Raw genomic sequence first — 24,079 nt, 5'->3', positions numbered from 1 at the left:
CCAATCTTGAGTACGAGAAATATCTTTGATTGGCCGGCACTTTGACAAACGAAAGAAGTTGGGTCTTAGGTATTAACAAAGCTACTAGGTCGGTTGCACATGCCCAAAACTCTGCCCCCCCTTACATGGTTCAGGTCGTTCGAGGCCGCGGCCCGAAGGTTGAGCTCAACAGCTGCGGCGGATGAAATCGGATTGACCCAATCCGCCGTAAGCCAGCAAATCAGGTCGCTGGAATCCCGGCTTGGCGTCGTCCTGTTTCATCGGCACCCGCGCGGTCTTTCCTTGACGGATGAAGGGCGAAAGCTGCTGCCGCAAGTCGAAGCCGCACTGCAATTGCTGCAATCCGCCGCCTCTCCGTATTTGGCAGAGGAACGGGCCAGACACGTCACTGTTGCGGCGTCGATCAGCATCATCGAATGGTTGATTTCCCCTGCCCTGCCCCAGTTTCGCGACCAAAACCCAGACACGTCCATTCGCTTTGTCAGCACGATCTGGCCCGATGAATACTCTGCCCTGCGCGCCGATGTCGAAATCCGGTTCGGGTCGGAAAAACAGGTTGGACGGGATGCAATGCCCTTACGACCAAATGACCTGATTGCGGTAAAAGCACCTGGCTTGGTTGGCGCTTTTCTGGACTTGCCGTTGATCGAGGCCGTGGGAACGTCAGACAACTGGTCCACCTGGGCGGAGGTCACCGGTCATAAAATCCATACCCCGGCCTATTATGTCGACTCTTACGGGCTCGCATTGCAATTGGCGGCTTCCGGGAACGGCGTGGCCTTGGTAAATGCACTTATCGCCGATCACGCTTTGCAAACCGGTCAGGTCGCGCGTGTATTCGATGAGACCGCTCCAGCGACCGAAGGGTACTTTCTGGCCGTGCAGCGCGCATCCCCCGAGGTTGACGCCTTTGTATCATGGTTTTCACAATTGGTTCCCAGCGCGGCGCAGGAAAGGGTCTGATTCAGACACACCAATGTCGCATCTGAGGATATCACTGAGCAGGAAAATAGTGAATTCTGGCAAAAAAGGTCCGATTCATGCGATATTCAGGCTTTCGAGTCATCAAAGAGGCGCTTACCGGCCACAAAGGGTGGAAACCGGTCTGGCGTGACCCCGAACCTAAAGCTCATTACGACATCATCGTCATAGGCGGTGGTGGTCATGGGCTGGCGACAGCCCACTATCTGTCCAAAGTCTACGGTCATCGAAGTGTCGCAGTTGTCGAAAAGGGCTGGATCGGCGGAGGCAATGTCGGGCGGAACACGACGATCGTTCGCTCGAACTACATGCTGGACGGGAATGAGCCGTTCTATGAATTCTCGATGAAACTGTGGGAAGGGCTTGAACAAGACCTGAACTACAACGCGATGATGAGCCAGCGCGGAATACTCAACCTGTTCCACACGGATGGTCAGCGCGACGCTTATACGCGGCGCGGCAATGCGATGATCCTGCACGGTGCAGATGCCGAACTGCTGGATGCCGATCAGGTACGCAAAGAACACCCCTATCTGAATTTCGACGACGCGCGTTTCCCGATCAAAGGCGGTCTGGCCCAGCGGCGGGGCGGCACCGCGCGCCATGATGCGGTGGCCTGGGGCTTTGCCCGGTCCGCTGACAGCCACGGTGTCGACATCATCCAGAATTGCGAAGTCACCGGGCTCCGCATCGAGAACGGCAAATGCCTCGGTGTTGAGACCTCAAAGGGCTTTATCGGGGCTAACAAAGTCGGCTGCGCTGTTGCCGGTAACTCGGGCCGGGTGATGGGCATGGCGGGCATGCGCCTGCCGATCGAAAGCCACGTGTTACAGGCGTTTGTGTCCGAAGGTCTGAAGCCGGTTCTGCCCAGCGTCATCACCTATGGGGCCGGACATTTCTATGTCAGCCAGTCCGACAAAGGCGGGCTCGTCTTTGGCGGTGATATCGACGGCTATAACACCTACGCCCAACGTGGAAATCTGCCTGTGGTCGAGGATGTCTGCGAAGGCGGCGTCTCGTTAATGCCAATGATCGGTCGCGCCCGTCTGCTGCGCATGTGGGGTGGTGTTATGGACATGTCGATGGATGGCTCGCCCATCATCGACCGCACTCCGGTCGAGGGGCTCTATTTCAATGGTGGCTGGTGCTACGGCGGGTTCAAGGCGACCCCGGCGTCCGGTTACTGTTTTGCGCATCTGTTGGCGAAGGACGAACCGCACTCTACCGCCACGGCCTATCGCTTCGACCGGTTCCGCACGGGCCGGATGATCGACGAAAAAGGCGTGGGCAACCAGCCCAACCTGCATTGAGGGGAGCACGAGAATGATTATCAACCATCCCCTTCTGGGCCCGCGCGACGCATCTGAATTCACCTATCTGGGTGACGCGTCACTGATCAACCGCCCGGACTGGCAGGCCGAAGACGCGGCGGACGCGTTCTATGAATACGGCTATCTGCGCGACAATCCCGCAGGCGAGCATCAAGAATTGTGGTATCATGAGGCTGGCGACCGGTCGTGGCTGGTCGTTACCCGCGACACCACCACACATGAGATTTCCAAGGTAGAACTGGCCCGCGATGTGGCCCGCGCGCGGGGGCGATCCAAATGACCCAGAACAACAGGTTAAGCGGCGGTCAGATCGACCGCAATACCACTGTGAATTTCCGGTTCGACAACCACAACTATACCGCCCATCCCGGCGATACGCTGGCTTCGGCTTTGCTGGCCAATGACGTGCGGTTGGTCGGACGCTCGTTCAAGTATCACCGCCCGCGCGGCCTACTGACTGCCGGATCCGAGGAACCCAATGGCATCGTCGAGCTGCGCTCCGGCAACCGGCAGGAACCCAACACACGGGCCACAACGACCGAGATGTTTGACGGGCTTGAGGCGCAATCGCAGAACCGTTGGCCCAGCCTGAAATTCGATGCGCTTGGCGTGAACGACCTGTTCTCGAATTTCCTGTCCGCCGGGTTTTACTACAAGACCTTCATGTGGCCGGCTGCTTTTTGGGAAAAAGTCTATGAGCCGATCATCCGTCGCGCCGCGGGCCTTGGCTCTTTGTCGATGGAGGCTGACCCCGACGAATATGACAAAGGGTTCCGCCATTGCGATCTGCTGATCATCGGCGCGGGCCCATCGGGCTTGATGGCAGCTCTCACCGCGGGGCGCGCTGGAGCGGATGTTATTCTGGCAGACGAGGATTTTCGGTTCGGCGGACGTCTGAACAGCGAGACATTTTCGGTTGACGATCAAAGCGCCAGCGACTGGGCAGCGCAGGCCGTCGCGGAACTGTCATCCTTGCCCAACGTCCGGCTGATGGCCAGAACCACTGTCATCGGCGCCTTCGACCACGGCATCTACGGCGCTGTAGAACGGACCGGAGATCATGTGGCCACCCTGCCCGCCGGTAAGCCGCGCCAAATCCTCTGGCGCATTTACACCAAGAAGGCGTTGCTGTGTGCGGGGTCGACTGAACGGCCCATCGCGTTCGAAAACAACGACCGCCCCGGCATAATGATGGCCAGCGCCTTGCGAACCTATGCCAATCGGTTCGCGGCCACAGCCTCTCAGCGCGTGGCGATCTTCACCAACAACGACGACGGTCATCGCACCGCCGCCGACCTGCATGCCAAGGGCGTTCACATTTGCGCCATTGTCGACGTACGTGAGGATGCTCCGGTCAACTACGATTACGAAGTCCTGAGCGGCGCTCAGGTTGTGAATACCAAGGGGCGTCTTGGTCTCACCTTTGTCGAAGTTGCCCTGCCCGACGGCTCGACCCGTACGCTGGAATGCGGCGCGCTGGGCGTTTCGGGGGGGTGGAACCCGAATGTGCACCTGACCTGCCATCAGCGCGGGCGTCCAGTCTGGAACAACGATCTGGCCGCCTTTGTACCCGGCTCAAATCTGCCTGTCGGGCTATCGGTGGCGGGTGCGGCGAACGGGGTGATGTCCACCCATGGCGCATTGCAATCCGGTGCCGAAGCTGCTGTAGCAGCGCTGGAGCTAAGCGGTGCTCAGCCCGACCTGCCAGAGGCCGAGGACACACCAATCGCGCAGAAACCGTTCTGGTATGTCGAAGGCTGCAAACGCGCATGGCTGGACCAGCAAAACGACGTGACCGTCAAGGACGTCAAACTCAGCTATCAGGAAGGGTTCCGGTCAGTTGAACACCTGAAACGCTATACCACGCTTGGCATGGCGACCGATCAGGGCAAGACATCGAACATCAGCGCTTTGGCGATCATGGCCGAGGTGGCCGGAAAGACGATCCCCGAAACTGGGACAACAATTTTCCGCCCGCCTTACACGCCTGTTCCGATCAGCACCTTCGCCGGTCGGATGAAGGGACAAGAGTTTCACCCCACCCGCCTGACACCTTCACACTACTGGGCCAAGGAACGGGGCGCTGTATTTGTCGAGGTCGGCAACTGGCTGCGCGCGCAGTGGTTTCCCCTGCCCGGTGAGACCCATTGGCGTGAATCAGTGGACCGTGAAGTGCGCCAGACCCGCGCGTCCGTCGGGGTGTGCGACTGTACGACACTTGGAAAAATCGACGTGCAGGGCGCGGACGCGGCTGATTTCCTGAACCGCGTCTACGCGAACGGTTTCGCCAAGCTTCCCGTGGGAAAAACCCGCTATGGCCTGATGCTTCGCGAAGACGGCATGGTGATGGATGATGGCACAGCCGCGCGTCTGGCCGAGGATCATTTTGTCGTCACAACGACCACGGCCAACGCGGTAAATGTCTATCGTCACATGGAATTTGTGCGCCAATGCCTGTTCCCGGATATGGATGTGCAGCTGATCTCGACCACCGAATCCTGGGCGCAATATGCTGTCGCTGGTCCCAATTCGCGCAAGCTGCTGCAAAAGATTGTCGACCCTGAATTCGACATCTCGAACGAGGCATTTCCCTTCATGGGCTGTGGCAACATTACAGTCTGCGGCGGGTTGCGCGCGCGGCTGTTCCGGATCTCATTCTCGGGAGAGTTGGCGTTCGAAATCGCGGTACCTTCACGTTATGGCGACGCCCTGATGCGGCGTCTGATGACCGAGGGTGAGGAATTTGACGTGGTCCCTTACGGCACCGAAGCGCTGGGCGTCATGCGGATCGAAAAGGGCCACGCGGCCGGCAACGAGTTGAATGGCACCACAACGGCATTGAATCTTGGATTGGGTAAGATGGTGTCGAAAAAGAAAGACAGCATCGGATCAACCCTGTCCGAACGAGAGGCCTTGGTAGAACCGGATGTCCTGCGGCTGGTCGGGATCAAACCGGTATCGCCCGAAGAGAAAATCACCGCTGGTGGCCATTTGATGAATACGACCGGCCCGGTGGATGCCGCGCACGATCAGGGCTATGTCACTTCGGCTGCGTACTCGCCCATTCTGAACAGCAATATCGGGCTGGGTCTTTTGAAGGACGGTGCCAACCGAATGGGCGAGAAAATGCGCCTTGTGTCCCCATTGACCGACCTGACCGTCGAGGTCGAAATCGTATCGGCCCATTTCGTTGACCCCGAAGGAGAGCGTCTGCGTGCATGATCTAGTTGCAATAACCGCATTGGGCGGGTCCGAACCGCAGGTCGACACTGTTGGCGGGGTTACGTGCCGGGAAGTTCCGGGCGTCGCGCTGGCATCCGTCGCCGCGCGGATGGGACAGGAAACCAAAGCCAGCAAAGCCCTGGCGAAACTGATCGGTGCCCCTGCACCTGGTATCGGCCAACATGCCGGTGACACTGTCACTGCCTTTTGGGCCGGTCCGGATCAGTGGATGATCGAGGCGCCTTTTGACACGCACGAAGAGCTTACTGATCAGGTGAAGTCCGCTTTGGGCGATACCGCGTCGGTGACAGAACAGACCGACGGTTGGACACGGTTCGACCTGAACGGTGATCAGATTCCGGCTGTGTTGGAACTATTATCTATGCTGGACCTACGCAATATCGATGCGGGCAGCGTCGCCCGTTGCTCAATTCACCACATTGGGTGCTTTGTTCTCTGTCGGTCAGATGAAGCGTTCAGCATTTATGGCCCCCGTTCATCCGCCGGGTCGTTGCATCATGCCATCGTCTCTGCAATGCGGTCGGCGCTGTAAAACAACGTCAGACTGACGGCAATGGCGCGTTACCTTCGACACGGAAGCGGTTGATTCTGCGACGGTCTTCGCTGGGGCTTAGCCCAAAGGCCGACCGATAATGGGTCACAAGCGGCGCCACTGAACCATACCCGATCGCAGCCGCGATGTCTGCAATCGGGTCCTTGGTATAGACCACCATCTGCCGTGCCGCCTTCATGCGCATTGCGCGATAGTAATGGCTGGGGCTTTGGCCCGTCGCCTGTTTGAAAGCACGTTCCACCTGGCGCGGCGTGACCCCGATTTTCTGTGCGGCCTCTGCGATGGAAATCGGATCGCTCATATGACCGGCGAACAGGTCGACGCAGCGCGACACCAGCGGCGGCAGGCTGTCGCCAGTTTCCGGCGCGGTCGTGGTAGGAACTTGTTGCCGCACACCTGCCCCGCGCATCATCGGATGTTGAAACCAACAGGCAACCTCGTGCGCGACATCGCCACCGAGCCGATCCTCGATCAGATGCAGGGCCAGATCGAACCCGGCAGCGGCACCGGCCGCGGTGTAGCGTGTCGCCGTTTTCACGATCACCTCGCTACGCGAGTCGACTTCGGGAAACTCAGCCAGAAATGCGGCCTCATAGCACCAATGGACGGAAACAGGTTGCCCCCCCATCACCCCAGACCGGACCAATGGGAAAACCCCACCGCTAATCCCGCCCAAAACGGTGCCATGCCGTCCGAGACTGCGCAGAGCACCGTTGCCAACGGTTGTGTTGTCAAAGCCGGACGTTGGGCTGCTGAGAAGGAACAGAATGTCGATATCCTTGCAGTCGGTCAAAGACCTCTCGGCCTCGAACCGGACACCTGCGCTGGATTGTACTTTCTGTTGACGCTCGGACAGCAGCGACCAGCAGAACGCCTCCTGCCCGGCGATTTCATTGGCCGCCCGCAACGGCTCGATCACCGAGGTCAGGCAGGCCATGGGAAAGCCGTCAAACAGCAAAAAGCCGATTTTGATTCTGTCTTCATTTCGCATAAGGCTGTTCTAGCAAGATTTCCGCAACTGCCCTATGCGAAGTTCATGCCCACCGGATCAACCCGATGATCGCCGAGGCCGCATAGAACCCTTGCAACAACAGGAACGTCCAGCGGCGATCAATCACGGCCCAGGCCGCAAACAGGCCCGAGGACAATAACAACAGGGCGAAGCCGACCAACTCGGCCCCCGTATTCGAAGCGATCAACAAGGCATAGGCCATAGCCAGCACCGATCCGGTGATTTCGAATACCGTCGTCAGACCGCCCGGGTCACGGGTTTTGATTTGATCCGTCATGGTTCAGCCCTTTGTCGGCAAGAGGTTGATCAGCGGCGCGGGTGTCTGTTTGGGCTGATCTTTATTCGGGAAATGACTGCAGTTTTCCGGCAACTTGTGCACGACGGGAACCTGATCGATGACCGACCTGTCATGCACCGGATTCCAAGGTCGTTCAGACTGACCAAGACCCGCCAGACCGAACAAGTGTACCCTGTTGCCCGCCGCTGCCCGTACAGGCGGCACGTCGCGATGGATGTAAGATAATGTGCTGTGGATCAAATCCACCGGATCGCCTTCCCCATGGGTTCCGGGGACCATCCGCGGGGTTTTGATCACTGTGTGGTCCGGGACGAGATGCGGCATGCGAATACTCCTGAGCTTTGGATTTCCTGACCAGTAGTTCAACACTGGTATGTGACACAAATGAATGATATTCATACTTCAATCCAAAATTGTCATGGTGCTGCAAATGACCGACCGATTGGAAATTGACGCCCTGCGCGCCCTTCTAGCCATCGCATCCCATGGCGGCGTGACGCGCGCGGCCGAGCATCTGGCGCTGTCGCAATCGGCAGTCAGCCACAAAATCCGACGGTTAGAGCAAGCCCTGGACTGCGATCTGCTGGCGCGACGACCCGGTGGCCCTCTGTTCACGGATACTGGTCTGCGCCTGTGCGACTATGCCCGCCGAATATGTGCCCTGCACGATGAGGCGCTTGCCAGTTTGGGCAAGAAACCCTTGGCCGGCGCACTCCGGCTGGGCATGACCGAAGACACGGCAACCAGCGACATCGCCCGCATATTGGGTCGTTTCACACGGCTTTACCCGGACGTTCAGGTCCGAACACGCACCAGTCAAAGTCTGAACGTGCAAGAGTGGTTGAAGGCCGGAGAGTTGGATGTCGCCGTCATGCAAATCTTTCGGCACGATGCGCGGCCAGATGACCTGATCCTGTTCGAGGACACACTCCACTGGGTAAAATCACCGGATTTCCAACTGGATACGACAGCACTTGTTCCCTTTCTGTCCTTCGACAGCCAATGTTTCTATCGCAAATGGGGCTTCGGAGATGGGCAGCTGCAAGGGCACCACTTCGATAACGTATTAGAATGCCCAAGCGCCAATGGCATTCAGTCGGCTGTGCGGTCCGGTTTGGGCGTCGCCCTGTTGAATGGAATGCATGTCACACCGGACATAGAGGTGATCAAAGGCGTATTCCCCGATCCCCCGGCCATCGTTTTTGTCGCGCGTATGCATGTTAAGCGCCGAAACCCTGCCGCGATGGCACTGGTACAAGAGATTAGCCGCGAGGTTGAAGGCCCCAACCCTTTGAAAGTGGTCAGCTGAGTGTTTGTACCGGAAAAGCCTAAACAACGACCTCCACGATGGCCGGATTTTCCGTCGACTTCTGTGGATGGGAGGAGTGGTTTGGCGAAAGAGCCTAGGACCAAGAGGTAGGACGATCAACTCCTCAGATCAGGTCTGATCAATTGCGCGGTCCCGTTTCTGCAAAGCGCGGATACGCATCCGCTGGGCCGCATGAACATGGGCGCGCATCGCCAGCTCGGCTGCGTCGCCGTCACGAGCCTGCAAGGCTTCCATCACACGGCGATGCTCATCCGCGGCATCGTCTGCGCGCTGACCGTCCAGCATTTGGGACGGGCCCAATATCAACAACGCCTTTTGCAGCGATAGCATCGACTTTGTGAGAAAGCGGTTTTTGGCGGCATCCAATAGCGTGGCGTGGAAAATACGGTTCAACTGAGCGGCCACCGGACCGGTGCCAGCCTCGGCAAGGCGATTGTTCAGGACATTCAGTTCGTCCAGTTCCACATCCGAAGCCGCGCGTGCCGCCAAACGTGCCGCCGTGCCTTCAAGTACGGCGCGCATTTCGTACAGCTCCATGACTTCCGAATAGCTCAGGCTGCGAACCGTAGCGCCCAGCCTCGGGATATGCGTAACCAACCCATCCGCTTCGAGTTGCCGTATCGCTTCGCGCACAGGTGTTCGGCTGACGCCCAGTCTTTCGGACAGCTCGATCTCTCTGAGCCTGTCACCTGGCAACAAAACGCCCTCGCGAATTTCATCCAGCAAACGCTGATAAGCGGAATTCCCCTGCGGGCCGGTTTGATTAGGATCTTCTTGAGTTTTCATCATTCTCAATCTTGCATATTGTGTCTCTTTGTATACATTTGGATACATGCCTTAGTCAACGAAATCGGACACTATCCTTGACCGCCTCAAGCCTTCATTTGTCGCCGCTGATGCAACGGTCAGTCACGCTGATATTGGCTATGTTGGGAACTGCAGTTTTTTGGGCGTTGAACCTGCCGCTGCCCTTTCTGTTCGGGCCGATGTCAGCGTGTTTGATTGCAGCTTTGGCACACGCACCCATGCGGGATTTCGGGCAAATCTCGGTCGCGTCCAGAACCATTCTTGGCGTCGCGGTCGGGGCGTCGATCACACCCAGCCTGTTCGCCGAACTTCCAAAGATGGTGGCGTCCCTTTTGCTGATACCGGTATTTATCCTGCTGATTGCAATGGTTGGTGTGCCGTTCTTTCGTAAATTCTGGGGCTTTGACGACAAAACTGCGTTTTTTGCGGCCATGCCGGGCGGGTTTCAGGACATGGTTATCTTTGGGGCAGAGGCTGGTGCCAATCCGCGAACCCTGTCGTTGATCCACGGGACGCGCGTATTGATTATCGTCACCCTTGCCCCTTTGTTCCTGACTTTTTTTTACGGTGCCGAACTGACCAACCCGTTGGGCGAACCTGCCTCGGCCCTACCCTTGCATGAGCTGATACTCATGACGGTCGCAGCTTTTGTCGGCTGGAAAGGCGGAGAGAAGATCGGGCTTTTCGGTGCTTCGATTCTTGGTCCATTAATCCTGACGGCGGCCTTGTCGCTTGGGGATTTCATCCATACCCGCCCCCCGCGCGAGGCGATCCTGTTCGCCCAGTTCTTCATCGGCTGTGGGATCGGTGTCAAATTCGTCGGTGTCACCTGGTCTGAGCTTAAACGCGTCGTGGCGGCTGGCTTCACGTACGTGATCTTGCTGGCCGTTGTGGCCGCTGCTTTCACGGCAGTGGTCACCACGCTGGGGCTGGGCCGTCCGGTCGAAGCCTTTCTAGCTTTTGCACCGGGCGGTCAGGCAGAGATGACGGTGCTGGCCATCGTATCGGGGGCGGATCTGGGGTATGTGGTCACACACCACCTGGCGCGCATTGTCGTCGTGATCATCGGCGCGCCAATCGCGGCCAACCTACTTCTGCGCTCGTCGAAATCCAGGGATTGACGGATTCACCTGCAAACGCAGCTGGATGAATGTTGATAGGGGGTTGTGGCGGAGAGACAGGGATTCGAACCCTGGAGACGGTCTCCCGCCTACACACTTTCCAGGCGTGCGCCTTCGACCACTCGGCCACCTCTCCGTGCCGGCGTTATTTGAACTATCGCCGAGGGATTTGCAAGGCCCCATTGAGGTGAAATTTCACCTGAAATCGAAAGCCTTGCAAAGGCGTTTAAATCTCGTCGCTGTCACCATCAGCCAAATCTCCCTCGGTCATCTCGACGGGATTTGTGGATGGCTTTGCGGACGGTATTTCGTCGGTGTTCTTGCTGGGTTGGGCTTCGCTGCCCTGCAACACCTCGGGATTACGCAACCAGAGATCGCGCTGTGCAAACGGGATTTCGATCCCCTCGTCGACAAAGCGCCGGTTAATCTCGTGGTTCATATCGGATTTGACTGACAACACCCAGTTCACATCGCGCAGGATGGCCCGGATTTCAAAGTCCAGCGAATCTGCGCCAAACCCCTGGAACACCACACTGGGGGCTGGATTCGCCAAAACCATAGGGTGTGAATTCGCGATTTCGCCCAGAATCTTCTCTACCATTCGGGTATCAGTCCCATAGGCGACCCCGACCGGTACAATCACCCGCCCGATCGTATTGCCACGTGTATAGTTCGTGACAACGCCGCTGATCAGATCCGAGTTCGGAACGATCACATCCGTTCGGTCAAACGTCTCGATCCGCGTGGACCGGACGGAAATATCACGGACGTACCCCATCATCCCATTCACGTCGATCCAATCCCCTTTCGAGATTGGGCGTTCGACCAACAGGATAATGCCCGACACAAAGTTCGACACGATGGTTTGCAGACCAAAGCCGATCCCGACTGACAACGCACCGGCAACAATAGCCAGCGATGACAGGTTGAAACCGGCAATCGTTATCGCAACCAGCGCGGCCAGGAATATACCGACATACCCGGTGCCCGAAACAATCGCGTTTTGCCCGCCTGGATCAATGCTGGTCTTTGGCAACAGAGAATTGCGCAGCCCGCTTTGCAGCATCCGCGTCAGGCCATAGCCGATGGCAAATATGACAAGGAAGGTAAAGAAGTTGCTGGGCGAGATGGTTACCCCGCCAATGTCAAACCCCTGCAGCAGGCGCGACCAGACTTCCTGCAGGTCGGTTTGACGCGCACCCCAATACAGCGCGAGCACGGGCATAGCCACAATGGCCATTGCAAAGCCGATGAGAACCGAAAACAGCGAGTCCTTGGCCTTATCGCCCTGCCCGCCAAGCCAGCCGTAAACAGACGTCAGGAAGCGTTGGACGATGACCAGCGCTGCAATAAGAACCAATGAACGCACAGCCGGGAAAACGATTGCCTCAGCCGCATTCGTATACCCCAGCATCGCTAAAATCGGGCTGGCGATCCCCAGGAAGAACAAAGCGCGTCGAATGAACTCGATCAGTTGGCTGAACCCGGCAGCGCGGGCCGTTTCGGACGGCTCACCTGCATCGACAGGGACATCAACGCTGCGGACGCGACGGACGCGCAGTAGAATCAAAGCTGTTGCGACGATGACCGGAAAGGCGACGACGGCGCGCGTCGCATCCGAGATATTTTCGATCTGATCGAACAGGTTCACCAGTTCATGCAGGATCAGGAGCCCGGCAAGAAAATCGAGGTAGACGCGTAACTCAGTGACTTTCTGGCGGGACAGTTTTTTGAACCCCTGCGCCGCTTGCAGCACGTAAACCTGTCGGCCAATCCAGTCATAATACAGGATGATCGCCGCCCAATAGGGCACGTTTTCCATCAACAGCGTCCCGCGCAGCCCCAGAACGCCTGTCATCACAACAGCCTGAACCAGAAGCCAGACGCCGAACCAGGGGAGGACAATTCTCAGCAACGAGGTCAAGAACGTCCATACGCCACTTCCCTGCCCTCCCAGGGCTCGCAAACGCGCACCAGCGGCTTCCGACCACCGCTTGCCGTAAAACAACAGCACGCCGGCGACGAAAACCAACGCCAGAATACCCAGGCCACGGGAACGCAAACGTTCATGAACGACGTCAGTTCTCAGGTTCCGCCGCGCTTCGTTGAACAACGCTTGCGCAGCTTCGTTCACATCAACCCAAGCAGGCCGCCAATGGGTGGGGTTCAGGGGCGACGGTCCGCGCTCTAAAAGTTCTTTCGCCTGACGGTCCCGCAATAGTTTGTCTATCTCGAATATAAGGCCATTGGCCCGGCTGAATGCCTCTTCCGAGATGATCTGCGGGACGCGCAAACTGTTCAGCTGCTCGTCTAGGTGCTTTCGTAGTGTGGCAATGTCTTCCGGTTCGGTCGCGTCGCCTTCGGGTGCTGCACCAAGAGCCTTGATCTGATTTTCAAGCGTTTGGATACGTTCGGTGTTTGCACCGCGTGCCCGATTGAAATCGTCCCGGTATTCGTTGATCTCGGCGCGCAGGTTTTCGAGCGACGCGTTCGACGCGCGATCGGCCTCGATCACCGTCTCGGCACGGTCCGCCGTTTTGACCCAGCCTTGATAGTATTCGCTTTGACGATCTGTAAGCTGCGCGGCAGCGGGGCCGCAAACTATCGCAAAACATACCGCAAAAAGGGTCAGGAACAGGCGAACACGCCGCAGCATCACACGTCCTCAAAAACGCCGGGGATACTGCGTGGAGCTTCGGTCATCCAGTCCGGGACAGGCAATTCCTTTTCACGCAGAAAGTCCGGGTTGAACAGCTTGGACTGATAGCGAGTTCCATAGTCACACAGGATGGTCACGATGGTGTGGCCCGGTCCCAGATCTTTGGCCAGACGTACCGCACCAGCCATGTTAATGGCGGTTGAACCGCCCATGACCAGGCCTTCATCGCGCAGCAGATCAAAGATGTAAGGCAGCGCCTCGTTGTCCGTCATCTGATAAGCAAAGTCAGGTTTGAACCCCTCAAGGTTCTTGGTGATACGCACCTGACCGATGCCCTCAGCGATCGAGCCGCCCTCCATCGCGATTTCGCCGGTGGTGTAATACGAATACAGCCCAGCCCCCATCGGATCGACCAGACCGATCTTCACGCCTTTGGGCTGCAACGCATCGGCCACGCCTGCCAATGTACCGCCCGACCCCACGGCACAGACGAACCCGTCAACTTTGCCATCGGTCTGTTCCCAGATTTCGGGACCGGTCGTTTCCACATGCGCCTGACGGTTCGCAACATTGTCGAACTGGTTGGCCCAGATCGCGCCGTTGGGCTCGGTCTGCGCCAGTTCTTCGGCCAGACGACGGGAATAGTGTACGAAATTGTTGGGGTTGCGGTACGGTGCTGCCGGAACCTGAACCAGCTGAGCACCAGCTAGTCGCAGCATGTCCTTTTTCTCTTCGGACTGTGTTTCCGGGATGACGATGACGGTCTTGAACCCCATCGACGCACCAACAAGCGCCAGACCGATCCCGGTGTTACCCGCCGTACCTTCAACAATGGTGCCGCCCGGTTTCAGGTCGCCACGCGCAATGGCATCGCGGATGATGTAGAGCGCCGCACGATCCTTGACCGACTGGCCGGGGTTCATGAATTCGGCCTTGCCGAGAATCTCGCACCCGGTCTCTTCGCTGATGCGACGCAGGCGGATCAGCGGGGTTTTTCCGACTGCGTCGGCAAGGTCTCGTGCAATGCGCATGGCGCCCTCATTTCATTTCGGATCAACGCAGATTTACCTGTGGTGCGCGACGACCACAAGCGGCGAAAATCATCCGCGCAGGCGCTCACGGTGACGTGCAAGCCAATGGGCCACCGCCAAAAGCGGCAAATCCTTAAACCCATGACTGTCGACCCTATCCATGAAATCACTGAAAGGCAGAATCTGGGTTCGGATATCCTCACCCTCCGTTGCCAACCCACCATCTTCGATGGTCTTGGTCAGATCAGCCAGCCCGACATAAAGGTATAGATATTCAGTCGATGACCCGCTGGAGGAATACGCGCCGCCTGCATATTCCAGCCGGTTCAGCGCAATCTGGGCTTCTTCTTCGGCCTCGCGCAGGGCCGCCTGTTCCGGCGTTTCGCCTGGGTCGATCATCCCGGCGACCGGCTCCCACATCCAGGGTTCAGGATCCTCAGCCAGAAAGATCGGTGCCCTGAATTGTTCAACTAACAAAACCGTGTCGCGCACGGGATCATACGGCAGGACGATCACGGCGCTGCCCTGCATCAGGCTACTGCGGTTCAGCACTTTGCCCATCGAGCCATCGTATTGGCGATGCTGCAACGCGACTTCTTCCATCCCGAAATAATTGACATAGGCCGGTTTACGATCGTGCACGATGACGTCTTTGGCAGTGTCTTGTGCATCACCTGTCGCACGTTGACGGGCAGCCAGCTTTGCCCATGCTCGCGTCCGGATCGACGGAAAGCTTCGCGCAATTTGTTCCGCATCAACCTTGCCGTAAAAACCCATAACCTCTTGCGCGGCGAGCATCGTCATCGCGCCCCACTCATCCAACCAGCCCTGCAGCGACCAGAGACCGCCGCGGTTCCAAAGCCCCGGCTCAGGGTAGAACACAAGGGCTTGCGATATCGACCCGTCGGCCAGATCAACTGTCTGCTCCCGCAGGTCGTAATCAAAGCCACCCTCGTAGAAGACCAAACGGTTCTGATCTTCCTCACTCAATCCCCGGAGCAATAACCCTTTGGCCAGACTGCCTTCCTCATGAACAATCATGGGAAAGGCCTGATCCTGCACGCTATGGATTGCATGATCTTTCAGTGTGGCTTGGGCAAATTCAAGTTTGGACGCTGGACGTCCCAAGACAAGCTCCAGCAATGGCAAGTGCCGCAGCGTGCCATAAAAGAACAGATCTGACACTGTTGGGTTCTTTCGTACTTTAAGTTGTTAGCTCACCGCCACCGGCGAGCTGCTTCCTCGGTGACCAGCCCAGTGATCAGAGCCCCAATGATCAAAGTCCACAAGATTTCGGGCACCACAAGTTGCTGACCATATTCAACACCGATTTTAAAGATGGAGATCAGCGCCTCGAACGGGCCGTCATACCGATGGCGCATCGCCAAGCGGAGCATTTCGTTTACACCCTGAACAAACAGGCCCCAGAACACCAGCGCCGCCATTCCGGTCAAGCCGTTGTTGATTGCGGCAGTCCAGCCCCGGCCAGCACGCTTGCCCATGATCCACCAACCGCAAATCACGCCCAACGCCATGTTTACGTAGGTAAACATACCGTAGTTCTTACCTTCATCACCGTTTTCGATGACCATACTCGAAACCAAGAACGCCACGATCAAAAGGCATAAGCCAGAAACAAGCTTGGGTGCAGTGGGCATTTCTGAAGTCCGTTCCTTAACTCGGTTTCGCTATAGTGATCTGTGTCACATCGCAATTACCGGTGTCAAAGGCTGCTCCGCAGGCGGTCAAATAATAATTCCACATGCGGCGAAAACGCTCATCAAAGCCCATTTCCGAGATTTCGTCCCACTTGCCGTTGAACGTGTCATACCAGCGGCGCAGGGTCAGGTCATAGCTTTTACCGAATTCTTTCGATTTGACGACTTTCAAACCCGCCTGAGCAACTTGTTCCTTCAAAATGGAAGGCGCCGGAAGCATGCCGCCCGGGAAAATATATTTCTGAATGAAATCAATGCCGTTACGATAAACATCCCATCGATGATCCGCGACAGTGATAATTTGCAACGTCGCTTGCGCCCCGGGTTTTAATCGCTCACGCACAGTGTCGAAATACACAGGCCAGTACTTTTGACCTACCGCTTCGAACATCTCGATCGATGCGATTCCGTCGTACTGGCCACGCTCATCCCGGTAATCCTGCAATTTGAATTCAACCAAATTCGAAAGACCAGCATTTTCAATACGCTGCCTGGCAAACTTCAACTGTTCTTGACTGATCGTCAGACCTGTGACCCGCAGGCCACGCTCTTTTGCAGCGTATTCAGCAAAGCCGCCCCAGCCACAGCCAATCTCAAGAATGTGATCTCCGGGTTTTGCACCCATTTCATCGACCATGCTGGCGTATTTTGCGGTTTGCGCCTTTTCCAGACTTTCCTGCCCTGTTTCGAACAGTGCGCTGGAATAGGTCATCGTGTCATCAAGCCACAAACCATAGAAATCATTGCCCAGATCATAATGGTACGAGATGTTCTTTTTGGCCTGTGCCCGGTTATTGCGGTGCAACCAGAACCGCAGCCGCTCATACATCTGCACAAGGACTTTGCCCGTGAAATCGTCGTAGACCGTTTCATTACCCATATGCACTAGGTCCATAAAGGATCGCAGGTCCGGCGTGCTCCAGTCACCTTCCAGATATGCGTCGGAAAAACCAAGTTCACCTTCACGGACCAATCGGGCAAAAACGTCTGGATTGTGGATATCCACACGGGCAACCGGCCCGGGTTTGGTGCCCTCGGTTCGGAAGACACGACCATCCGGTAGTCCGATGTCCAATCGGCCGGACTGCATCCGGCTAACCATTTTGAATACTTGCGCAAAGTATCTGGGCAGGTCTTTCTGCCCCTCGGTGGTCATCAAAGTCATCCGCTCTCCCCTGTGCGGCCGCGCAAACAGGCTAGGCCGAGTTTGTGTTTGTGGCAAGTTTTCAATTCGTTACTGGTTTTTTCGGCCCTCATAGGCCGCCAATGCACGCGCCCGACCGGCTGCCAAAGTGACAACGGGTTGCGGGTATGGGTCCTGTGGACTGAGGTTCCATGACTTCGGAACCGCATCAAAATACGCCAGTGCTGTTGCCGGTGGATTGCTCTGCCCCTCGGCAATCCATTGCCGAACGAAGTCCGATTGCGGATCGAACTTTTCCTGCTGTGTTTGCGGATTGAAGATGCGAAAGAATGGCGAGGCATCGGGCCCCGACCCTGCAACCCATTGCCAGCCCATCGCGTTTGCCGCCGGGTCCCAGTCGACCAGACAATCCGCGAACCAATCCATGCCAATTCTCCAATGGGTCATCAGATGCTTGGTCAGGTAACTCGCTACGATCATCCGTGCCCGATTGTGCATTCGCCCGGTCACATACATTTGCCGTAACCCGGCATCGACTGCCGGGACGCCGGTTTTCGCCTGCTTCCAAGCGAGAACTTCGGGCTGGTCCGCATCAGTGTTCCACGGAAATCTTTCCCATTCCGGCTTCCAATTACCGCTGAGCAGGGATGGAGTGTGATACATCAGGTGATAAGCAAATTCGCGCCAGACCAATTGGCGCAAATAGGGTTCGCCCCCCTGAACTCCCGTCATCCCGGCCCGCTGAATTGCGTGCCAGACACTGCGTGGGCCAATTTCACCTAAAGACAGATACTCGGACAGGTTAGATGTCCCGTCCAAGTCCATACGATCCCGGTGATCTGAGTAGTCGGCGATGCGGTCCAGAAATTGATGCAACGCCTCAAAAGCTGCGGTTTCACCCGGTCGGACATGGGGTGTGACCACGGATGCTCCGCGGCGCATCTGCGTGCCCAGATGCCAATCTTGGAGATTTTCGGAAACAGGCCACGTCGCAGCCGATCTGAGATGGGCCACAGCATCGCTGGGCATCGGAACGTCGCGGCTGCGCACTGAACGCCACATCGGCGTGAACACGCGGAACGGCTGCCCTGTTTTCGTCGCCACGGTCCAAGGCTCGAACAAAAGATGGCCGGCGAAGGATTTAACGGTGACATTCTGGTCGGTCAGCGCTGTCTTGATTTTCGTATCTCTGGCAATGGCGTCAGGGTCATATGCGCGGGTCCAGTAAACGCTGCTTGCACCGGTTTCGACGACAAGCTGCCGCAGAACGGTCAGCGCATCCCCTTGACGCAAGATCAGGCGGCTGCCAGTCAGCTCTAGCGTCCGTGCAAAAGCCTTAAGGCCCAATTCAAGCCGCCATTTCGGTGCTGCGCCCAAAGGCAGGACCGAGTGGTCCAGAATAAAAACTGGTATGATCGGTCGCCCGCTCTCAACCGCGGCGCTCAGTGCAGGATGGTCCGACAGGCGCAAATCCCGTCGGAACCACATGATGATCGGTGACCGCTGCTGTTCCATGTCCGCCCTGCTCTTTTCTTCTTTCTTCGGTTACGAAGCAGAGGCGGAATTGGATCACAAAACGTCGTCTAGTGCATTCAAAAGCTGATCAATTTCCTGTTGAGATGTATAGTGCGTGAAACTGACCCGCAGCACGCCTTGATCCAGATCGACCCCCATCGCGGTTAACGGACGCACGGCATAGAAATCACCGCCGCCAGCCATGACACCATATCCAGCCAGATCGGCGGCAACGGCTTCTGCATTGCGGTTCAGCGCCAGGGCCACGGTCGGGGCGCGGCGGCTGGCATCGGATGTTCCGATCAGGCGGACGGCGTTGCGGTCTTTGACCGCATCCAGAACCGGTTGCAGCAATGCGACCTCGTGCGAGCGCATCAGATCATGGGCGAATGAACCACGCTCGGCCACTTCGCCGGTTGGCCCGCTATGATGATCGCACAGCAGATCAATGTAATCCGCCATGCCCGCGCTGGCCGCAATCTGGGCATGGTCCGGCCCCGCCGGAGTAAACCGTTGGTACAGCACGTCGCCGTTGAAATAGTGCCCCTGGTTCGGCAGCACTTCCCCAAGCGTACGTCGGATGACCATACACCCCTGATGCGGTCCGTATGTTTTGTAGGCCGAAAACAGATAAATATCCGGTCCCAGATCACCCACATTCGGAAACCCGTGTGGCGCGTAGGATACGCCGTCCACACATACAAATGCCCCCGCGGCATGGGCAATCGCGGTTATCTCGGTCACCGGGTTGATCTCTCCGATCACGTTCGAGCAATGGGGAAAGCACACCAGACGCACGTCTTCGTCCAGCAGGTTTTCCAGGTCCATCGGATTCAACGAGCCGGTTTCGGGATCAATCTGCCATTCGCGGATTTCGATCCCCTCGTCCGCTAGCCGCCGCCACGGACCTGAATTTGCCTCGTGATCCTGATTGGTGACCACGATGGCTTCGCCGGGTTGCATCCATTGGCGGAAAGCCTGCGCCAGGACATAGGTGTTCTGCGTGGTCGAAGGGCCAAAGCTCAACTCATCCGTCTCGACGCCCAATATGGCTGCCATGCGTGCGCGGGCCTCATCCATTTCCTCACCCGCCAGACGGCTGGCCTCATAGGGTGCATAGGGTTGAACTTTACGCTGGGTGTAGTACCGCGTCAGGCGATCGAGCACTGGCTTGCAAGTATATGATCCCCCAGCGTTTTCAAAGAATGCCTGCCCTTGCAGGCTGGGCTCGGAAAAGGCCGGAAACTGTGACCGGACAAAATTGATATCCAGAGTGCTCATGGCACGTCTCTCCTTGATCATGCGCGTTCATTCAAGAGGTGTCCGAGCATGATTTCGAAACCCTCAGAAATCATGGCAGGTCTTCCAGCCCAGTCCGCGCGATAGGCGCAGACAGCCCCCGCTACCGGTCCGGCGCGGGAACGCGGTCAAATTGCAAGGACTGAGATGGTTCGTCAAGCGTTCAGGTTTGCTAAACGCGCACAAAAAAGCCGGGCATCCAAACCCGGCTTTTAAGCAAACTGTAAAGCGGTTTAGCCCTGAACTTTGGTGTAGGTCCCCTCACCGGCCAAAATGCCCCGGAATCCGCCCGGTTCGTCCAGCCCGAAGACAATCAACGGCAGATTGTTGTCGCGCGCCAGTGCAATGGCCGACGCGTCCATGACCCGCAGGCGTTTGGCCAGAACATCATCATAGCTGACGGTGTCGTACCGCACGGCATCCGCGTGTTCCTTGGGGTCCTTATCATAAACACCATCGACGCCGTTCTTACCCATGAAGATCGCCTGACATGCCATTTCATTGGCGCGCAGGGTCGCGGCAGTGTCGGTGGTAAAATACGGGTTTCCGGTTCCGGCGGCAAAGATGCAGACCCGCTTTTTCTCAAGGTGGCGCACGGCACGGCGGCGAATATAGGGCTCGCACACCTCGTCCATGCGGATGGCTGAGATTACCCGGGTGAAAACGCCGATTTCTTCCAGCGCGGACTGCATCCCCAGCGCGTTCATGACCGTTGCCAGCATGCCCATGTAATCAGCCGTAGTCCGTTCCATACCCTGTGCCGATCCGCTGAGACCGCGGAAGATATTGCCGCCGCCAATCACCATGCAGATCTCGACACCCAAATCGTGCACCGATTTGATCTCTTGCGCGATGCGCTGAACTGTGGGCGGATGCAGGCCGAACCCCTGATCGCCCATAAGCGCCTCGCCCGAGATTTTCAGCATTACGCGATCATACCTTGCCTTCGTGATTTCGGCGGTGTCGGTGGTCGGGGAAATGGTCATGTTGCGCTCCGGGCTGGCACGGGTTTATTTTCAGGCGCAAAATGAAGCAAAACCGCCGCAGGTTCAATGCGATTGGTAAGGAATGAGGCAGTCCGAGATGACCGAACCCACAAGATCGCAGATATTGGACCGCCTGCCTCCAATTCCCGACGACAAACCTGTGTTGATCGCAGGCCCTACCGCCTCTGGAAAGTCCGCACTTGCCCTGTTGATCGCCGAGCAGTTCGGCGGTGTCATCGTGAACGCCGATGCCAGCCAGGTCTACGATTGCTGGCGCGTGATTTCCGCCCGCCCGTCGGCTGAAGAAGAAGCCCACGCACCGCATCTTCTGTATGGACATATCTCATATGATCAGGACTACTCCACCGGCCATTGGCTGCGCGAGGTGAAACCACTGCTGACCAGCGGCGCACGCCCCATTATTGTAGGGGGCACCGGCCTATATTTTTCTGCGCTGACCGAAGGTATGGCCGATATTCCACCTACACCGTCCGAAATCCGGGCCGAGGCGGACAGCCTGACCTTGCAGACTCTGATCGCGGGTGTGGATGCGCAGACACTGGCCCGGATCGACACACAAAACCGCGCCCGTGTTCAGCGGGCATGGGAAGTGTACAATGCCACCGGTCGAAACCTCAGTGACTGGCAAGACGCCACACCACCCCCGGTTTTGGACGTGAAGAACACAGTGCCCATCGTTTTCGACGTGGATAAACAATGGCTTTTGGATCGCATCACGCGCCGCTTTGACCTGATGTTGGACACTGGTGCATTGACCGAGGTTGAAAGGATGCGGGACCGCTATGATCCGTCGCTTCCGGCATTCAAAGCCATCGGAGTACCCGAGTTGATGGCCTATTTCGACGGCACCATGATGTTGGATGAGGCTCGCGAACAGGCCACGATCTCGACCCGCCAATTCGCCAAACGACAGCGCACCTGGTTTCGCGCCCGTATGAAAAGTTGGAATCGGGTCGACTTATCAAAGTGATACCTGATGCGGTTGAAGTTTCATTGATCGCGAACGCACATGCAGGAAATTCGTGGCGAATCCACTGTCGCGAAACTGAACCTGCCAAGGGATTCCCCTGGGGCTGAAAAAGCTGATAGCGTTAAACTCAGCCCGTCAATGTCGTTTTTGTACCTCGAATGACGATTTCGAACATTGACCTCACCAAAATTCTGGTGCCGAATGTCGGTCATGGGGATGTCCGAAATCCGAGATCAGAAGACCAATGAACCTGCCGGCCGGAGCATTCCGGCCTGAGCGGTTCGCCACTTCATCCAAAAAAATACTGTCTCACAGGGAGTAACGTTAATGAATAATCAGACAATGACCGGAGCACCGATGCACTGGGCGGCAGAAATGCACGCACAGGAATATCGGGACGGCAAACTGAACCGACGCGAGTTTTTGACCCGCACCACGGGCCTTGGGGTCACCGCCGCCGCAGCCTATGGCATGATCGGACTGGCTGCCCCGGCGCGAGCGGCCGGAGAAGATGCAAAGAAAGAAGGCGGCACCCTGCGCGTTCAGCAGGAAGTGCGCGCCCTGAAAGACCCACGCACCTATGACTGGTCGCAGATCGCGAACGTGACCCGTGGCACGCTCGAGTATCTGGTCGAGTACAACTCGGACGGTACGTTCCGCGGCATGTTGCTGGAGGGCTGGGAAGTCAACGACGACGCAACCGTTTACACTCTGAAAGTCCGTCCGGGCGTCAAATGGAACAACGGTGACGACTTCACCTCCGAAGACGTGGCCCGCAACATCGGGCGCTGGTGTGACAAGAGCTCGGAAACCAACTCGATGGCAGGTCGCTTTGCGACACTGATCGATCCGGAATCTGGTCAGGCCATTGACGGCGCAATCGAAGTCGTCGATGCCAACACCGTCAAACTGAACCTGCCAGCCTCTGACATCTCGCTGATTGCTGGCATGGCAGATTATCCGGCGGCTATTGTACACAGCTCGTTCAGTGAAACCGATCTGCTCAACAATGTGGGCACCGGCGCATATCTGGTGCAGGAATTAGAAGTCGGCGTGAAAGCCACCCTCGTTCGCAACGAGAACCACACCTGGTGGGGCGAAGAGATCTTTGGTCGCCCGGCGCTGGACAGCATTGTCTACATTGACTACGGCACCGACCCGTCCGCTTGGCTGGCCGCGCTGGAATCCGATGAAGTCGACATGTTGTATGAATCGGTTGGTGAATTCATCGACGTGATGGATAGCCTCGGCTATGTGAAGTCCGAAGTTGTGACCATGAACACCATCGTCGTCCGCCCGAACCAGTTGGCCGAGATTGACGGGAAGAAGCCTTACGAAGACAAGCGGGTGCGTCAGGCTCTGCAAATGGCGGTTGATAACTCGATCTGTCTGGAACTGGGTTACGGCGGTCGTGGTTCGCCTGCGGAAAACCACCATGTTGGTCCGATCCACCCGGACTATTACGAACTGCCGCCGCAGAAGGTCGACCCGGAAGGTGCACGTGCGCTGATGGAAGAAGCCGGAATGATCGATTTCGAGCACGAGCTGATCTCGATCGACGATGACTGGCGCCGGAACACCACCGACGCGGTTGCAGCGCAGCTGCGTGACGCGGGTATCAAGGTCAAGCGGACCGTTCTGCCGGGCAACACGTTCTGGAACGACTGGGCGAAATACCCCTACAGCTCGACCAACTGGAACCACCGTCCACTGGGCGTGCAAATCTGGGCTCTGGCCTATCGTACCGGTGAAGCCTGGAACGAATTCGGCTGGGCAAATGCCGAGTTTGACGCGCTTCTGACCGAAGCGCTGGCCATCGCAGATGCCGACAAGCGCCGCGAAGTGGTCGCCAAGGGTGAGGCGATGATCCAGGAAGAAGGCGTGACCATTCAGCCATACTGGCGTTCGCTGTATCGCCACATGAAGGACGGGCTTGTCGGCACCGACATGCACGTTTCCTTCGAGCATCACCACTATAAGTGGGGCTGGGCGGCCTAAAACCTGCCAGACGTTAATGGGGGCGCCTGAACAGGGCGCCCCTTTCCAGCCGCAGACAGGCC

Annotated in this window: 21 protein-coding genes and 1 tRNA gene; 9 read left to right on the top strand and 13 right to left on the bottom strand. The window is 57.4% G+C overall.

Features of this window, described 5'->3' with window-relative positions; all coding sequences use genetic code 11:
- Window positions 1–99 precede the first annotated feature (99 nt).
- The 5 genes from AC2FIB_RS02320 (at window position 100) to AC2FIB_RS02300 (ending at window position 6,087) form a co-directional block, all read left to right on the top strand.
- Window positions 100–963, top strand: coding sequence for a LysR family transcriptional regulator (locus tag AC2FIB_RS02320; RefSeq protein WP_496841690.1), 864 nt, complete (start codon window positions 100–102; stop codon window positions 961–963).
- A 77-nt stretch (window positions 964–1,040) separates the two neighbouring features.
- Window positions 1,041–2,291 (top strand): sarcosine oxidase subunit beta family protein, encoded by a 1,251-nt coding sequence (locus tag AC2FIB_RS02315; RefSeq protein WP_496841689.1) that lies wholly within the window; start codon window positions 1,041–1,043, stop codon window positions 2,289–2,291.
- A 13-nt stretch (window positions 2,292–2,304) separates the two neighbouring features.
- On the top strand, window positions 2,305–2,592 hold the full coding sequence (locus tag AC2FIB_RS02310) for a sarcosine oxidase subunit delta (protein WP_058277765.1): 288 nt from the start codon (window positions 2,305–2,307) through the stop codon (window positions 2,590–2,592).
- Window positions 2,589–5,534, top strand: a complete 2,946-nt coding sequence (locus AC2FIB_RS02305; protein ID WP_496841688.1) for a sarcosine oxidase subunit alpha family protein — start codon at window positions 2,589–2,591, stop codon at window positions 5,532–5,534. The genes AC2FIB_RS02310 and AC2FIB_RS02305 overlap by 4 nt, the downstream gene beginning before the upstream one ends.
- Window positions 5,527–6,087, top strand: a complete 561-nt coding sequence (locus tag AC2FIB_RS02300; RefSeq protein WP_496733081.1) for a sarcosine oxidase subunit gamma — start codon at window positions 5,527–5,529, stop codon at window positions 6,085–6,087. The genes AC2FIB_RS02305 and AC2FIB_RS02300 overlap by 8 nt, the downstream gene beginning before the upstream one ends.
- 7 nt (window positions 6,088–6,094) lie before the next feature.
- Here AC2FIB_RS02300 and AC2FIB_RS02295 read toward each other — a convergent pair whose 3' ends face one another.
- Genes AC2FIB_RS02295 through AC2FIB_RS02285 form a run of 3 tightly spaced genes read right to left on the bottom strand, consistent with a single transcriptional unit; the run spans window position 6,095 to window position 7,742 of the window.
- A complete protein-coding gene (locus AC2FIB_RS02295) occupies window positions 6,095–7,099 on the bottom strand; it encodes a GlxA family transcriptional regulator (protein WP_496733080.1) in 1,005 nt (334 codons plus the stop codon).
- Between the two features lie 43 nt (window positions 7,100–7,142).
- On the bottom strand, window positions 7,143–7,397 hold the full coding sequence (locus AC2FIB_RS02290) for a hypothetical protein (protein ID WP_496733079.1): 255 nt from the start codon (window positions 7,395–7,397) through the stop codon (window positions 7,143–7,145).
- Window positions 7,398–7,400: 3 nt separating this feature from the next.
- Window positions 7,401–7,742, bottom strand: a complete 342-nt coding sequence (locus tag AC2FIB_RS02285; RefSeq protein ID WP_496733078.1) for a hypothetical protein — start codon at window positions 7,740–7,742, stop codon at window positions 7,401–7,403.
- 106 nt (window positions 7,743–7,848) lie between these two features.
- On the opposite strand from AC2FIB_RS02285, the gene AC2FIB_RS02280 reads away from it, so the two are divergent.
- Window positions 7,849–8,727 carry a LysR family transcriptional regulator gene (locus tag AC2FIB_RS02280; RefSeq protein ID WP_496841687.1) on the top strand — a complete coding sequence of 293 codons (879 nt, stop codon included), beginning with the start codon at window positions 7,849–7,851 and terminating at the stop codon, window positions 8,725–8,727.
- A 129-nt stretch (window positions 8,728–8,856) separates the two neighbouring features.
- Here AC2FIB_RS02280 and AC2FIB_RS02275 read toward each other — a convergent pair whose 3' ends face one another.
- A complete protein-coding gene (locus AC2FIB_RS02275) occupies window positions 8,857–9,534 on the bottom strand; it encodes a GntR family transcriptional regulator (protein ID WP_496738171.1) in 678 nt (225 codons plus the stop codon).
- Between the two features lie 110 nt (window positions 9,535–9,644).
- Here AC2FIB_RS02275 and AC2FIB_RS02270 point away from each other — a divergent pair, with 110 nt between their 5' ends.
- Window positions 9,645–10,676: an AbrB family transcriptional regulator gene (locus AC2FIB_RS02270; protein WP_496841771.1), complete on the top strand. Its 1,032-nt coding sequence runs from the start codon at window positions 9,645–9,647 to the stop codon at window positions 10,674–10,676.
- A 46-nt stretch (window positions 10,677–10,722) separates the two neighbouring features.
- Here the strand turns inward: AC2FIB_RS02270 and AC2FIB_RS02265 are convergent.
- From AC2FIB_RS02265 to pyrH, 9 genes are all read right to left on the bottom strand, one after another.
- A tRNA-Ser gene (locus AC2FIB_RS02265) sits at window positions 10,723–10,812 on the bottom strand.
- A 90-nt stretch (window positions 10,813–10,902) separates the two neighbouring features.
- On the bottom strand, window positions 10,903–13,332 hold the full coding sequence (locus AC2FIB_RS02260) for a DUF3772 domain-containing protein (protein ID WP_496841686.1): 2,430 nt from the start codon (window positions 13,330–13,332) through the stop codon (window positions 10,903–10,905).
- Complete coding sequence (locus AC2FIB_RS02255; protein WP_108858796.1) at window positions 13,332–14,366, bottom strand: cysteine synthase A; 1,035 nt, start codon at window positions 14,364–14,366, stop codon at window positions 13,332–13,334. Before AC2FIB_RS02255 ends, AC2FIB_RS02260 begins: the two co-directional genes overlap by 1 nt.
- 69 nt (window positions 14,367–14,435) lie before the next feature.
- Complete coding sequence (locus tag AC2FIB_RS02250) at window positions 14,436–15,551, bottom strand: NUDIX domain-containing protein (RefSeq protein WP_496841685.1); 1,116 nt, start codon at window positions 15,549–15,551, stop codon at window positions 14,436–14,438.
- A 32-nt stretch (window positions 15,552–15,583) separates the two neighbouring features.
- Complete coding sequence (locus AC2FIB_RS02245; protein ID WP_058273774.1) at window positions 15,584–16,024, bottom strand: TrgA family protein; 441 nt, start codon at window positions 16,022–16,024, stop codon at window positions 15,584–15,586.
- A gap of 16 nt (window positions 16,025–16,040) precedes the next feature.
- Window positions 16,041–17,249 carry a class I SAM-dependent methyltransferase gene (locus tag AC2FIB_RS02240; protein WP_496733073.1) on the bottom strand — a complete coding sequence of 403 codons (1,209 nt, stop codon included), beginning with the start codon at window positions 17,247–17,249 and terminating at the stop codon, window positions 16,041–16,043.
- A 69-nt stretch (window positions 17,250–17,318) separates the two neighbouring features.
- Window positions 17,319–18,743, bottom strand: a complete 1,425-nt coding sequence (locus AC2FIB_RS02235) for a cryptochrome/photolyase family protein (protein WP_496733072.1) — start codon at window positions 18,741–18,743, stop codon at window positions 17,319–17,321.
- Window positions 18,744–18,797: 54 nt separating this feature from the next.
- Window positions 18,798–20,024: an aminotransferase class V-fold PLP-dependent enzyme gene (locus AC2FIB_RS02230; protein WP_496733071.1), complete on the bottom strand. Its 1,227-nt coding sequence runs from the start codon at window positions 20,022–20,024 to the stop codon at window positions 18,798–18,800.
- Between the two features lie 251 nt (window positions 20,025–20,275).
- Entirely contained in the window at window positions 20,276–21,028 is a 753-nt protein-coding gene (gene pyrH, locus AC2FIB_RS02225; RefSeq protein WP_109312162.1) for a UMP kinase, read from the bottom strand.
- A 97-nt stretch (window positions 21,029–21,125) separates the two neighbouring features.
- Between pyrH and miaA the strand changes: the two genes are divergently transcribed.
- Window positions 21,126–22,019 carry a tRNA (adenosine(37)-N6)-dimethylallyltransferase MiaA gene (miaA, locus tag AC2FIB_RS02220; RefSeq protein ID WP_496733070.1) on the top strand — a complete coding sequence of 298 codons (894 nt, stop codon included), beginning with the start codon at window positions 21,126–21,128 and terminating at the stop codon, window positions 22,017–22,019.
- A gap of 327 nt (window positions 22,020–22,346) precedes the next feature.
- Window positions 22,347–24,017 (top strand): ABC transporter substrate-binding protein, encoded by a 1,671-nt coding sequence (locus AC2FIB_RS02215; RefSeq protein ID WP_496733069.1) that lies wholly within the window; start codon window positions 22,347–22,349, stop codon window positions 24,015–24,017.
- Window positions 24,018–24,079 lie beyond the last annotated feature (62 nt).

The organism is Ruegeria sp. YTSA072, from assembly GCF_059610285.1.
Note: the sequence above shows the minus strand (reverse complement) of the source record. Positions and strands in the feature narration are given on the sequence as shown.

Coding starts and splice junctions, on each gene's coding strand:
- AC2FIB_RS02255 (WP_108858796.1), bottom strand. CDS start 14,366: ATGCGCATTGCACGAGACCTTGCCGACGCAGTCGGAAAAACCCCGCTG.
- AC2FIB_RS02305 (WP_496841688.1), top strand. CDS start 2,589: ATGACCCAGAACAACAGGTTAAGCGGCGGTCAGATCGACCGCAATACC.
- AC2FIB_RS02315 (WP_496841689.1), top strand. CDS start 1,041: ATGCGATATTCAGGCTTTCGAGTCATCAAAGAGGCGCTTACCGGCCAC.
- AC2FIB_RS02240 (WP_496733073.1), bottom strand. CDS start 17,249: ATGACTTTGATGACCACCGAGGGGCAGAAAGACCTGCCCAGATACTTT.
- pyrH (WP_109312162.1), bottom strand. CDS start 21,028: ATGACCATTTCCCCGACCACCGACACCGCCGAAATCACGAAGGCAAGG.
- AC2FIB_RS02295 (WP_496733080.1), bottom strand. CDS start 7,099: ATGCGAAATGAAGACAGAATCAAAATCGGCTTTTTGCTGTTTGACGGC.
- AC2FIB_RS02260 (WP_496841686.1), bottom strand. CDS start 13,332: ATGCTGCGGCGTGTTCGCCTGTTCCTGACCCTTTTTGCGGTATGTTTT.
- AC2FIB_RS02245 (WP_058273774.1), bottom strand. CDS start 16,024: ATGCCCACTGCACCCAAGCTTGTTTCTGGCTTATGCCTTTTGATCGTG.
- AC2FIB_RS02285 (WP_496733078.1), bottom strand. CDS start 7,742: ATGCCGCATCTCGTCCCGGACCACACAGTGATCAAAACCCCGCGGATG.
- AC2FIB_RS02215 (WP_496733069.1), top strand. CDS start 22,347: ATGAATAATCAGACAATGACCGGAGCACCGATGCACTGGGCGGCAGAA.
- AC2FIB_RS02270 (WP_496841771.1), top strand. CDS start 9,645: ATGCAACGGTCAGTCACGCTGATATTGGCTATGTTGGGAACTGCAGTT.
- AC2FIB_RS02320 (WP_496841690.1), top strand. CDS start 100: ATGCCCAAAACTCTGCCCCCCCTTACATGGTTCAGGTCGTTCGAGGCC.
- AC2FIB_RS02235 (WP_496733072.1), bottom strand. CDS start 18,743: ATGGAACAGCAGCGGTCACCGATCATCATGTGGTTCCGACGGGATTTG.
- AC2FIB_RS02310 (WP_058277765.1), top strand. CDS start 2,305: ATGATTATCAACCATCCCCTTCTGGGCCCGCGCGACGCATCTGAATTC.
- AC2FIB_RS02230 (WP_496733071.1), bottom strand. CDS start 20,024: ATGAGCACTCTGGATATCAATTTTGTCCGGTCACAGTTTCCGGCCTTT.
- AC2FIB_RS02290 (WP_496733079.1), bottom strand. CDS start 7,397: ATGACGGATCAAATCAAAACCCGTGACCCGGGCGGTCTGACGACGGTA.
- AC2FIB_RS02275 (WP_496738171.1), bottom strand. CDS start 9,534: ATGAAAACTCAAGAAGATCCTAATCAAACCGGCCCGCAGGGGAATTCC.
- AC2FIB_RS02280 (WP_496841687.1), top strand. CDS start 7,849: ATGACCGACCGATTGGAAATTGACGCCCTGCGCGCCCTTCTAGCCATC.
- miaA (WP_496733070.1), top strand. CDS start 21,126: ATGACCGAACCCACAAGATCGCAGATATTGGACCGCCTGCCTCCAATT.